Source organism: Caulobacter sp. 17J65-9 (genome assembly GCF_010975005.1).
Classification (GTDB): domain Bacteria; phylum Pseudomonadota; class Alphaproteobacteria; order Caulobacterales; family Caulobacteraceae; genus 17J80-11.
This window is the reverse complement of record NZ_JAAIVC010000129.1, coordinates 1-11,390: the sequence shown is the minus strand read 5'-3', so window position 1 is coordinate 11,390 and position 11,390 is coordinate 1. Positions and strand designations below refer to the sequence as shown.

Annotated in this window: 9 protein-coding genes and 1 pseudogene; 6 read left to right on the top strand and 4 right to left on the bottom strand. The window is 70.8% G+C overall.

Annotated elements, in window-relative coordinates:
* Positions 1-275: 275 nt before the first annotated feature.
* Positions 276-1,514, bottom strand: a complete 1,239-nt coding sequence (locus tag G3573_RS16275; RefSeq protein WP_163262528.1) for an argininosuccinate synthase — start codon at positions 1,512-1,514, stop codon at positions 276-278.
* A 280-nt stretch (positions 1,515-1,794) separates the two neighbouring features.
* Positions 1,795-3,675: a potassium transporter Kup gene (locus G3573_RS16270; RefSeq protein ID WP_240454754.1), complete on the bottom strand. Its 1,881-nt coding sequence runs from the start codon at positions 3,673-3,675 to the stop codon at positions 1,795-1,797.
* A 261-nt stretch (positions 3,676-3,936) separates the two neighbouring features.
* Between G3573_RS16270 and G3573_RS16265 the strand changes: the two genes are divergently transcribed.
* Together G3573_RS16265 and G3573_RS16260 are read left to right on the top strand one after the other, a co-directional pair.
* Positions 3,937-4,377: an Rrf2 family transcriptional regulator gene (locus G3573_RS16265; RefSeq protein ID WP_163262525.1), complete on the top strand. Its 441-nt coding sequence runs from the start codon at positions 3,937-3,939 to the stop codon at positions 4,375-4,377.
* Positions 4,378-4,630: 253 nt separating this feature from the next.
* Positions 4,631-5,431, top strand: a complete 801-nt coding sequence (locus G3573_RS16260; protein ID WP_163262523.1) for an SDR family oxidoreductase — start codon at positions 4,631-4,633, stop codon at positions 5,429-5,431.
* A gap of 222 nt (positions 5,432-5,653) precedes the next feature.
* On the opposite strand, the gene G3573_RS16255 is transcribed toward G3573_RS16260, so the two are convergent.
* Positions 5,654-6,940 (bottom strand): ammonium transporter, encoded by a 1,287-nt coding sequence (locus tag G3573_RS16255; protein WP_346427402.1) that lies wholly within the window; start codon positions 6,938-6,940, stop codon positions 5,654-5,656.
* A gap of 193 nt (positions 6,941-7,133) precedes the next feature.
* On the opposite strand from G3573_RS16255, the gene G3573_RS16250 reads away from it, so the two are divergent.
* On the top strand, positions 7,134-8,003 hold the full coding sequence (locus G3573_RS16250) for an alpha/beta hydrolase (protein WP_163262519.1): 870 nt from the start codon (positions 7,134-7,136) through the stop codon (positions 8,001-8,003).
* Positions 8,004-8,150: 147 nt separating this feature from the next.
* Here the strand turns inward: G3573_RS16250 and G3573_RS16245 are convergent, their stop codons facing one another.
* On the bottom strand, positions 8,151-8,717 hold the full coding sequence (locus G3573_RS16245; RefSeq protein WP_163262517.1) for a hemerythrin domain-containing protein: 567 nt from the start codon (positions 8,715-8,717) through the stop codon (positions 8,151-8,153).
* A gap of 93 nt (positions 8,718-8,810) precedes the next feature.
* Here G3573_RS16245 and G3573_RS16240 point away from each other — a divergent pair, with 93 nt between their 5' ends.
* From G3573_RS16240 to G3573_RS16230, 3 genes and pseudogenes are all read left to right on the top strand, one after another.
* The gene (locus tag G3573_RS16240; RefSeq protein ID WP_163262515.1) at positions 8,811-10,115 is read left to right on the top strand and encodes an RsmB/NOP family class I SAM-dependent RNA methyltransferase; all 1,305 of its coding nucleotides are present in this window, start codon (positions 8,811-8,813) and stop codon (positions 10,113-10,115) included.
* A 236-nt stretch (positions 10,116-10,351) separates the two neighbouring features.
* Positions 10,352-11,017 carry a ribulose-phosphate 3-epimerase gene (gene rpe / locus G3573_RS16235; protein ID WP_163262513.1) on the top strand — a complete coding sequence of 222 codons (666 nt, stop codon included), beginning with the start codon at positions 10,352-10,354 and terminating at the stop codon, positions 11,015-11,017.
* Positions 11,018-11,033: 16 nt separating this feature from the next.
* Positions 11,034-11,390: pseudogene (locus G3573_RS16230) on the top strand (heparinase); the annotation flags it as partial.

The window sequence follows — 11,390 nt, the reverse complement described above, 5'->3', positions numbered from 1 at the left end:
CGCCAGGGGCGCGGCCGCAACGGCGACCGGCGGTGCAGGCGGTGCGGGTGGAGCCGGCGGGGCCGGCGGCTGGGCGGCGAAGGCGGCCGTCCCGACGAGCGCGGCCGTCGCGACGACGACCGCAGCCAGTTGATTGGTGCGCATTGAAGGTCTCCCTGTCCCTCGGCTGCGCAGCATGACCCCGCCGGACCGGCGAGGCACCTTAAGCTTGCGTAACCCGCGGGAGACCGGTCCCCGGAGCCGCGAGCGCGGCTCCGGGGTCACGGCGTGAGGCCTTACTCCGGGTTGGCCAGCTTGCGGTCGCGCTTGGCGGCGACGCGCAGGCGCAGCGCGTTCAGCTTGATGAAGCCGGCGGCGTCGCGGTGGTCGTAGGCGACCGCGCCTTCCTCGAAGGTGACCAGGTCCTGGTCGTACAGGCTGAACGGGCTCTCGCGGCCGATGATGGAGACGTTGCCCTTGTAGAGCTTCACCGTGACGCGGCCGGTGACCAGCTGCTGGCTCTGGTCGATGGCGGCCTGCAGCATCTCGCGCTCCGGCGAGAACCAGAAGCCGTTGTAAACGAGCGACGCGTACTTCGGCATCAGCTCGTCCTTCAGGTGCATCGCGCCACGATCCAGCGTGATGCTCTCGATGCCGCGGTGGGCGGCCAGCAGGATGGTGCCGCCCGGGGTCTCGTAGACGCCGCGCGACTTCATGCCCACGAAGCGGTTCTCGACCAGGTCGAGGCGGCCGACGCCGTTGTCGTGACCCAGTTGATTCAACTTGGTCAACAGTTGCGCCGGCGACAGGCGGTGGCCGTCGATGGCGACCGGATCGCCCTTCTCGAAGTCCATGGTGAAGACGGTCGGGGTGTCCGGCGCGGCTTCCGGCGAGATGGTGCGCTGGTGCACGAACTCCGGGGCCTCGACGGCCGGGTCTTCCAGCACCTTACCCTCGGACGAGGAGTGCAGCAGGTTGGCGTCGACCGAGAACGGGGCCTCGCCGCGCTTGTCCTTGGAGATCGGGATCTGGTGGTTCTCGGCGAAGGCCAGCAGGGCCTCGCGCGACTTGAAGTCCCACTCGCGCCACGGCGCGATCACGTGGATGTCGGGCTCCAGCGCGTAGTAGCCCAGCTCGAAGCGGACCTGGTCGTTGCCCTTGCCGGTGGCGCCGTGACAGACGGCGTCGGCGCCGACCCTGCGGGCGATCTCGATCTGCTTCTTGGCGATCAGCGGGCGGGCGATGGAGGTGCCCAGCAGGTACTGGCCCTCATAGACCGTGTTGGCCCGGAACATCGGGAACACGTAGTCCCGCACGAACTCCTCGCGCAGGTCCTCGATGAAGATGTTTTCCGGCTTGATGCCGAGCAGCTCGGCCTTCTTGCGCGCCGGCTCCAGCTCCTCGCCCTGGCCGAGGTCGGCGGTGAAGGTCACGACCTCCGCGCCGTATTCGGTCTGCAGCCACTTCAGGATGATCGAGGTGTCGAGCCCGCCGGAATAGGCGAGGACGACTTTCTTGACGGCGCGGTCGGACATCGGGGGGAGGAGCCTCGACTGGGGGAGAAAGGACGCGCGCCCTTAGCGCCCATACCCCCGAGGTTCAAGAGTCCATTCGTGACAGTGTTCCTTCTCCCCTTGTGGGAGAAGGAGGGACCCGTCCACCGGAGCCCGAAGGGCGCAGGTTAGGACGGGAGGATGAGGGGTCTCGCGACCTCTCAGCTTCGTCCTGCGGCGCGACCCCTCATCCTCCCGCGCAGCCCTCCGCTGGCGCTCCGGGGCGCGGGCTCCGTCCTTCTCCCACAAGGGGAGAAGGAGCCTAAACCGTCACCTGCGTGCCCAGTTCGACCACGCGTCCCGGCGGGATGTGGAAGAAGTCGGTCGGGTTGGCGGCGTTGCGCATCAGGTAGATGAACAGGTGGTCCTGCCACAGCGGCATGCCGGACGTCGCCGACGGCACCACCGAGCGGCGGCCCAGGAAGAACGAGGTCGACATGATGTCGAACTTCAGCCCCTGGCGGCGGCACAGGCCCAGTGCCTTGGGCACGTTCGGGGTCTCCATGAAGCCGTAGTTCAGCACCACGCGCTTGAAGTCCTCGTTGACCGTCTCGATCTGGATGCGCTCGCCCTCCGGCACCCGCGGCGCGTCCGAGGTCGTCACCGACAGGATGACGTTCTTCTCGTGCAGCACCTTGTTGTGCTTGAGGTTGTGCATCAGGGCGACCGGCGCGACCTGCGGGTCGGAGGTCAGGAAGATGGCCGTGCCCGGCGCGCGGTGCGGCGGACGCGCCTTCAGCATCTCGATCAGGTCGTTGAGCGGGATGGAGTCGCGGCGGGTCTTGTCGAACAGGATCTGGGTGCCCTTCGACCAGGTCCACATGATCAGCACCAGGCCGCCGCCCAGCACCAGCGGCATCCACGCGCCCTGCGGGATCTTCAGCAGGTTGGAGCTGATGAACACCACGTCGATCGCGCCGAAGCCGATCGCCACGGCCAGGGCCTGCCAGACCGGGCGCTTCCACATGTAGCGCAGGATGACGAAGGCCAGCAGGGTGTCGACGAACATCGCCCCGGTCACCGCGATGCCGTAGGCCGCGGCCAGGTTGGACGAGGTGCGGAACATCACCAGCAGGATCAGCACGCCGACCATCAGGAAGGTGTTCACCTGCGGCACGAAGATCTGGCCGGCCTGGGTCTCGGAGGTGCGCTTGATGTCGATGCGCGGCAGGAGGCCCAGCTGGACCGCCTGCTGGGTCAGGGAGAAGGCGCCGGTGATGACCGCCTGGCTGGCGATCACGGTGGCCGCCGCGGCCAGGATCAGCACCGGCCAGTAGGCGATCTCCGGGATCATCGAGAAGAACGGGTTCTTGTGGGCCTCGGGGTGCGACAGCACCAGGGCGCCCTGGCCCAGATAGTTCAGGGTCAGGCACGGCAGGGCGAACCACAGCCAGGCGGCGCGGATCGGCTTCTTACCGAAGTGGCCCATGTCGGCGTACAGCGCCTCGGCTCCGGTCACCGCCAGGAAGACGCTGCCCAGGATCACGAAGCCCAGCATGCCGTTGTCGATCAGGAAGGCCACGCCGTAGTGCGGGCTGAGCGCGCGCACGATCGAGAGGTCGTCGGTGATGTGGTAGACGCCCAGGCCCGCCAGGGTCAGGAACCAGGCGGCCATGATCGGTCCGAAGAACTTGGCCACGCTGGCCGTGCCCTTCGACTGGACCATGAACAGGGCGACCAGGATGACGGCGGCGATCGGCAGCACCAGCGGCGCCATCACCCGTCCCAGGCCCGGCGCGTCCTTCAGGCCCTCGACCGCCGACAGCACCGAGACCGCGGGCGTGATGATGCCGTCGCCGTAGAACAGCGCCGCGCCGCAGACGCCGAGGAAGAAGATCCAGGTCGAGCGTTTGCCCAGCGCGTGCTGGGCCAGCGCCATCAGCGCCAGCGTGCCGCCCTCGCCCTTGTTGTCGGCCCGCATCAGGAACATCACGTACTTGACCGTGACGATCAGGATCAGCGCCCAGAACACCAGCGAGATCACGCCCAGCACCGCCAGCTCGGCCGTGCCGCCGCCCTTGGAGTGGGCCAGGGCCTCGCGCATGGCGTAGAGCGGGCTGGTGCCGATGTCGCCGAAGACGACGCCGACTGCGCCCAGGGCGAGCGCGAGGAAGCCCTCCCCCTCGTGCGCGTGGGGACCCATCATGCCGTGTTTGGAAACTTCAACGCCCGTGGGCGTCGGCGCGGGGCTCGAGGAGGAGCCGTTCGCGCCGGGGGTGTCCCCAGCCATTCAATCCCTCCGGGACCAGCCACTTGCGGCCCGATCTCGATTGCGGACGCGCCCATACGCCGTTTCCCGGCGTCGTTCAATCGCGCCGTAACGCTTTACAATCGCGGCGCGGCGCTTTGCGCTTTGAAACCGCCGGTCGTCGGTCTTACGTTCCACCTCAGGAAAACGACACCGATGTCAGACAGCCAGAGATTCCCCGTCGCCGCGCACGCCCTGGCCTATTTGGCCCACAAGGGCGCGTTCACGGCCGAACAGGCGGTGTCCAGCGCCGTGCTGGCCGCCTCGGTTCCGACTAATCCGGTGGTGGTGCGTCGCGTCACCGCGCTGCTGGCCAAGGCCGGCCTGATCGCCACCCGCCCCGGCGCCAACGGCGGGGCCTGGCTGCTGCGCCAGCCGCAGACCATCACCCTGGACCAGGTTCTGCGCGCCGTGCACGGCTGCGCCCAGCTGGGTTGCCCGCCCCCGGGGGCCAAGGGCTGCCCGGTCGGCGAGAGCATCCCCCGCGCGGTCGGAGCGGCCATCAAGGCGGCCGACGAGGCCGCGGGCGCCCGCCTGGCCCAGATCACCGTGGCGGACCTTCTGAAGGAATGCCCGGCCGCGGTGGCGGCGGAATAGGACCGAAAAGATCTCCCCCCTTTTGGGGGGAGGAGCCGTCCGCCAGGACGGCGATGGGGGGCTCCAGCCGGACTCGACGGCGGCCCCTAGAGGCGGCGCCCGGCGCGCCAGGCTGGAGCCCCCCACGGCGGCTTGCGCCGCCTGCTCCCCCCACCGCTTCGCTCGGGGGGAGATCTAGAACACCTTCACCGCTTGAACCCCGGCCCGGCCCGTGCTCGTCTCCGGCCCGGTTTTCATTCGCGGAGTCCGCATCTTGACCCGTCGCTTGTGTCTGATCACCGGGGCTTCGGCCGGCATCGGGGCGGCGTTCGCCCGCACCTACGCCGCGCGCGGCTGGGACGTGGCCCTGACCGCGCGCCGGACCGAGCGGCTGGCCGCGCTCGCCGACGAGATCCGCCTGCGCTACGGGGTCGAGACCCTGGTCATCCCAGCCGACCTGTCGGACCCGGCCGCGCCGGAACAGCTGATGGAGGCGATCTCGGCGGAGGGCCGCAAGATCGACGCCCTGGTCAACAACGCCGGCTACAGCAAGACCAACGGCTTCGTGGAGACGCCGTGGGACGACCACCGGGCCATGCTGCAGGTCATGCTGATGGCCCCGACCGAGCTGGCCCACCGGGTGCTGCCGGCCATGCTGGACGACCGGTTCGGCCGCATCGTCAACGTCTGTTCGGTGGCTGGCCTCCTGCCGGCCAGCCCCGGCGACACGCTCTACGGCCCGACCAAGAGCTACATGATCAAGTGGTCGGCCGGCCTGCACCTGGAGACCCGCGACCGCGGCGTGCACGTGGCGGCGCTGTGCCCCGGCTACACCTATTCCGAATTCCACGACGTCAACGGCTCGCGCGCCAAGGTCAGCCAGGCCTATCCGGAGTGGATGTGGATGGGCGCCGACGAGGTCGCCGCCGCCGGCTACGAGGCCGCGGAGGCTAACCGGCCCATCAGCGTCCCCGGCGCGCCCTACAAGGCGATCAGCGCGGTGCTGAAGGTCATCCCCGACGAGTGGGTGCTGCATCTGGCGACCCAGCACGCGGGGCGGCTGGGGCGGATTTAGAGCTCCTTCTCCCCTTGAGGGAGAAGGAGGGACCCGCCGACCGGAGCCCGAAGGGCGGAGGTCCCGGCGGGAGGATGAGGGGTCGCGCCGCCCTCATCCGCTTCGCCTTTGTAAACCGGAGCGACCCCTTACAGGTCGCGCGACCCCTCATCCTCCCGCGCAGCCCTCCGCTGACGCTCCGGGGCGCGGGCTCCGTCCTTCTCCCTCAAGGGGAGAAGGAAACTACGCGTCGTGCAGCGCTTCCCCGTGCTGGGTCAGGTCGAGGCCCTCGATCTCCTCGTCCTTGGCGACGCGCAGGCCGGTGGTCAGCTTGCAGATCCACAGGATCCCGTACGTCGCCACGCCGCTCCAGGCGATCACGGCCAGCAGGCCCCACGCCTGTTTCAGCACGCTGGCGCCCTCGGCCACGGGGTTGATGGCGGCGTTGGCGAACAACCCCGTCAGCACCGCCCCGACCAGGCCGCCGATTCCGTGCACGCCGAAGGCGTCGAGGCTGTCGTCGTACTTCAGTTTGCGCTTCAGCCAGACCGCGCCGGCGTAGCAGGCCGCCCCGCCGATCAGGCCGATGAAGAAGCCGCCCTTCGGGTCGGTGAAGCCGGCCGCGGGCGTGATCGCCACCAGGCCGGCCACCGCGCCGGACACCAGGCCCAGCATGGTCGGCTTCTTGCGCTCGACCCATTCCAGCGCGGTCCAGCCCACGCCGCCGGCCGCCGCCGCGATCAGGGTGGAGATCAGCGCCGCCGCGGCGACGCCGTCCGCCGCCCAGGCCGAGCCGGCGTTGAAGCCGATCCAGCCGACCCACAGCAGGCTGGCCCCGATCATGGTCAGCACCAGGTTGTGCGGGGCCAGGTTGTCCCGCCCGAAGCCGCGGCGCGGGCCCAGCACCAGGGCGCAGACCAGGCCCGCCACCCCGGAATTGACGTGCACGACCGCCCCGCCGGCGAAGTCCAGCACCCCGGCGCTTCCCAGGAAGCCGCCGCCCCACACCCAGTGGCAGACCGGCGCGTAGACGATCAGGTGCCAGAGCGTGACGAACAGCAGGAAGGCCGAGAACTTCATCCGCTCGGCGAAGGCGCCGGCGATCAGGGCCGGGGTGATGATGGCGAAGGTCATCTGGTAGGCGATCCAGAGGAACTCCGGCAGGCCCTTGGCGAGGCTGTGGGCGGTGTCGACCCGCACGCCGTCCAGGAACAGGGCCTGGAAGCCGCCGATCACCGCGTCGAGCCCGGGGCTCGCCGCCTTGCCGAAGGCCAGCGAATAGCCGGCCATGAACCACAGGAGGGTGACCACCACGGCCGAGGCGGCCGACTGGGCGACGGTGGCCAGGACGTTCTTGCGCCGCACCATGCCGCCGTAGAACAGGGCCAGGCCCGGCAGGGTCATCAGCAGGACCAGCGCGGTCGAGGTCAGCACCCAGGACGACGCGGCCTGGTCGAGCTCGAGAGGGACCTGATGGCGGAGGACCTGAATTGGGACCGCGGCTTGCGCCGACTGAGCCAGTCCCCACACGCCTAGGGCGAGACCCGCCCCGAACACTCGTCCGCCCGCCACTGTCGCCCCCGCGCGTGATGCTGCGGGTGCGAACTGTGAGCCTGCTTCGCTGCGCCGCGCAAGATGTTCCGTGAACGTCGGTCACCCATGCGCTTGACGCCGGTCGCGGCGCGGCTCTTCATCAGGCGCTGAATTTCTCGGGAGCGGGGCGATGACGGGCTTCACGGATCGCTGGTGGACCTCGGCCGACGGCCTGAAGCTGTACGCGCGCGACTACGCCGCCGGTCCCGGCCCGGCCCGCCTGCCCGTGGTCTGCATCCACGGCCTGACCCGCAACAGCCGCGACTTCGGCGAGGTCGCGCCCTACCTGGCCGCCTCGGGCCGCCGGGTCCTGGCCATCGACGTCCGCGGCCGCGGACGCTCGGACCGCGACCCGGAGCCGATGAACTATCATCCGGGGACCTACGCCGACGATGTCGGGGCCCTGTTCGACCAGCTGGGCCTGTCCCAGGCGGTGTTCGTCGGCACCAGCATGGGCGGGCTGATCAGCATGATGCTGGCGCTTCGCCGGCCCGAGCTGATCGCCGGGTCGGTGATCAACGACGTCGGCCCGCAGCTGTCGCCGGTCGGCCTGGCCCGGATCGTGGCCTACACCGGCAAGCCGGTGGAGATCCGCAACTGGAAGGACGCGCGCGAGTACGTGAAGCGCACCAACGGCGCCGCCTTCCCGCACAACCGCGACCGCGACTGGCGGATGTTCGTCGACCGGGTGTTCGACCGCGGCCCGAAGGGGCGCCCGGTGCTGGCCTACGACCCGCGCATCGCCGAGCCTTTCAAGGCCGCCAGCCCCGACAAGCCGGCCCCCGACATGCTGCCGGTGTTCATGGCCCTGGCCCGCAAGCCCATGCTGCTGGTGCGCGGCGGGATTTCCGACCTGCTGGACCAGGACGGCGTGGCCCTGATGCGCCAGCACGCGTCGAACATGGCCTATGTCGAAGTGCCCGACGTCGGCCACGCGCCGATGCTGACCGAACCCGCGGCCAGGGCGGCGATCCTGCGGTTCCTGGGGGAGTTGGCTTAACCGCTCGTCATCCCGGAAAGCGCGAAGCGCTTATCCGGGACCCAGCAGGCTCGAGATCAACGCTTCGGACCGCGCTGCAACCAGCGCCCCGCTTGCTGGGTCCCGGCTCTCCGCTGCGCTGCGGCCGGGATGACGCAACGTGAAAGTCTAGGCCAGCCGCTGCCCTTCCTTCAGCATCAGCGCGGTCAGCTTGGCGCTGTCCTCGTCGGACAACCGGTTGCGCAAGGCCGGGAAGACCTCGTCCTCCTCCTTGCGGGCGTGCTCCTCGATATTGCGGCGAAGCGCACGGGCCTTGGGCATCCACTGCGGGTCGTCCTTGGCCAGGACCTCCAGCTCGTAGAGCGCGGTCTTCACGTCGGCGTGCTCGGCGAACAGTTTGGCGGCCTCGCCGCTGGGGTCGGAGCGGGCCAGGGCCGGATAGACCACGTTCTCTTCCTGCACCGCGTGCTTGGTGATCGCCTGGCGGATCTTGATCAGCATGCGGGTGCGCTTGCCGGTCTCGTTGGCGGCGGTCGCCTCCAGCCGGTCGAACAGCTCGAAGACCATCAGGTGCTCGGCCTTCAGCACGTCGACCCAGTCGCCGGCCAGGCCTTCCGCCGCCTGCGTCAGGGTCCGGCGGCCGCGGTCGGCGACCAGGCCGGCGATCAGGCCGACCGCGGCGGCGCCGGCCACCGCGCCAATGCCCGCCCGGTGCGGGTGTTCCTGAGTTCCCATGCTCTTGTCTCCCATGGCTGGGGAGCAAACCCCCGCCCTCTCCGGCGGTTCCGGCCTTGCCGACGGGCGGAGACCGGCGCAAAAGCGCGCCCAATGACGACCCAGCCCGATCCCGGCCAATCCGATCCCGGCCTCCCCGCGCGCCTCGCCGCCCTCGACCTGATCTCCACGGCCCTGGCGCGCCGGGGCGGTCTGGACGAGGCGCTGTCGCATCCCGCCTTCGCCAAGCTGCCGCCGCAGGACCGCGGCTTCGCCCGCGCCCTGGCCATGGCCACCCTGCGCCGGCTGGGCGGCATCGACCGGGCGCTGGACGGGCGCATGCAGAAGCCGCCGCCGGCGGCGGTGCGCGATCTGCTGCGCATCGGCGTGGCCCAGCTGTGGGCGCTGGACGTGCCGGACTTCGCGGCGGTCTCGACCACGGTGAAGCTGGCTGAACGCGACGGCACGACCCGCCCGTTCAAGGGCCTGGTCAACGCCGTGCTGCGCGGCGTGGCCCGCGACGGCGCGCCGGGCATCGCCGCCGACGCCTGGCTGCCGTCCTGGATCTTCGCCCGCTGGAGCACGGCCTTCGGCGAGGAGACCGCGCGCGCGGTCGCCACGACCGTGCCGCAGGAGCCGCCGACCGACCTGACCCTGCGCGATCCGGCCGAGGCCGCGCGCTGGGCCGAGGCGCTGGAGGCCGAGGTGCTGCCGGGCGGGAGCCTGCGCGTGCGCCGCAAGGGCGACCTGGCCGAGTGGCCGGGCTTCTCCGAGGGCGCCTGGTGGGTGCAGGACGCCGCCGCCGCCGTGCCGGCCCGCCTGCTGGACGCCAAGCCGGGCCAGACCGCGCTCGACCTCTGCGCCGCGCCGGGCGGCAAGACCCTGCAGCTGGCCGCGGCCGGGGCCGAGGTCACAGCCCTGGACCGCTCGCCCAACCGGCTGAAGCGGCTGAACGAGAACTTCGCGCGTATCGGCCTGAAGGCCGACGCCATCGCCGCCGACGCCGAGACCTGGGAGGACGCGCGGAGTTTCGACGCCGTCCTGCTGGACGCGCCGTGCACCTCGACCGGCACCTTCCGGCGCAATCCCGACGTGCTGTGGGGCACCAAGCCGGCCGACATCGCCAAGCTGGCCGACGTGCAGCACCGCCTGCTGGACGCCGCCGCCGAACGGGTGAAGCCGGGCGGGCGGCTGGTCTATTGCGTCTGCTCGATGGAGCGCGAGGAGGGCGAGGCCCAGATCATCGCCTTCCTGCGCCGACGGCCGGACTTCACGACCGAGCCCTGCGCTCCCGGCGAGGCCGGCGCGCCGGAAGACGCGGTGACCAAGGAAGGCTGGCTGCGCATCCTGCCCTCGCAATGGCCCGACCGCGGCGGCCTGGACGGCTTCTTCGTGGCGCGGCTGGTGCGGAAATCATAAGCGCCGTCATCCCGGCCGGAGCGGAGCGAAGCGCAGCGCAGAGCCGGGACCCAGCAACGCGGCGCGTGTTGCAGCGCTATTCCGCAGCGTCGACGTCGAGCTTGCTGGGTCCCGGCTCTCCCGCCCGCTGCGCGGGCGTCCGGCCGGGATGACGGCAGCAATTGATCAATGTTGATGCGGAGGCTCCCCACGCCGTCGCCCTTGCCGTGTTCGCGCGGGACACGTAAGTCCGGACCATGACCGCGTCCGCTCCCCTGATCTGCCCGTCCATCCTGGCCAGCGACTTCGCCAAGCTCGGCGCCGAAGTGGCGGCGATCGAGGCGGCCGGGGCCGACTGGGTCCACGTCGACGTGATGGACGGCCACTTCGTGCCCAACATCACCATCGGCCCGGACGTGGTGAAGGCGCTGCGCCCGCACGCCAAGATCCCGTTCGACGTGCACCTGATGATCGCGCCGGTCGATCCGTTCCTGGAGGCCTTCCGCGCCGCCGGGGCCGACTACATGAGCGTGCACCCGGAGAGCGGCCCGCACCTGCACCGCACGCTCCGCCGCATCCGCGAGCTGGGCGCCAAGCCCGGCGTCGTGCTGAACCCGGCCACCCCCGTGGAGATCGTCCACGAGGTGATGGAAGAGGTCGACCTGGTGCTTGTGATGTCGGTCAATCCGGGCTTCGGCGGCCAGAGCTTCATCTCGTCCCAGCTGCGCAAGATCGAACGCATCCGCGCCATGCTGGACAAGGCCGGCTCCAAGGCCGTGCTGCAGGTCGACGGCGGGGTCAACGTCGACACCGCCAAGCGCTGCGTCGAGGCCGGCGCCACCGCGCTCGTGGCCGGCACCGCCGTGTTCAAGGGCGGCCCGGGCGTCTACGCCGACAACATCCGCGCCTTGAAGGGCGCCTGAGGCTGCGGGCGGGGGCATGACGGACCAGCCGCTGCTCGGCCCCGTCCCGATCCGCCTGCCGCATCTGCCGTGGGTCGCCGCGGCCGCCCGCGTGGCCGCCCGCCAGGCCGCCGTGGAGAGCTTCGGCGTTCCCGGCTACGGCCTGACCCTGGCCTTCCCCAGGGCGGCGGGCTTCGCCGTCGCGCCGCGCGACTTCCGCCCCGGCGACGCCCAGATCGCGCGCCTGCTGCTGTCCGGCCGCTACCGCTTCGCCGGCGCCCTGCTCGAGGTCGGGCGCGGGGGCGATCCCTGGAACCGGCCCAGCCCCACCCGCGCCTTCGCGGTCGAGCTGCACCGCTTCGCCTGGCTGCCGCACCTGGTGCGCGTCGGCGGG